Consider the following 497-nt stretch of genomic DNA (forward strand, 5'->3'; position numbering starts at 1 on the left):
ACAGTGTATTGGAGCTACCACTCTCGATGAATACAGAAAGAATATCGAGAAAGACGGTGCTTTGGAACGTCGTTTCCAAAAGGTGATTGTAGAGCCTACCACAGCTGAAGAAACGCTTCAGATATTGAAGAATATCAAGGAGAAGTATGAAGACCATCATAACGTGAGCTACACGGATGAAGCCTTGGAAGCATGTGTCAAGTTGTCAGCACGCTATATAACCGACCGCAACTTCCCGGATAAAGCTATTGATGCTTTGGACGAGGCGGGTTCGCGTGTGCATTTGACGAATATTAATGTTCCGAAAGAAATTGAGGAACAGGAAAAGCTGATTGAAGAGGCACGTAGCCTGAAGGCTGAAGCTGTAAAGTCACAGAATTTTGAGCTGGCTGCCAGCTACCGCGACCGTGAGAAGGAACTTTCTGTCCGCTTGGAGGAGATGAAGGTTGAGTGGGAAGCCCGTTTGAAGGATGACCGCCAAACGGTAGGTGAAGAGG

The 497-nt window shown here is 47.1% G+C and carries 1 protein-coding gene; it reads left to right on the plus strand.

Annotation, left to right across the window (positions count from 1 at the left end):
* Nucleotides 1-497, plus strand: a 497-nt coding sequence (locus tag ABUA47_RS22340; RefSeq protein WP_349832074.1) for a UvrB/UvrC motif-containing protein, incomplete at both ends; no start/stop codon positions are given.

This window comes from Bacteroides sp. RTP31139st1_H2_RTP31139_211217, from assembly GCF_040227615.1.
GTDB classification, from domain to species: Bacteria; Bacteroidota; Bacteroidia; order Bacteroidales; family Bacteroidaceae; genus Bacteroides; species Bacteroides uniformis.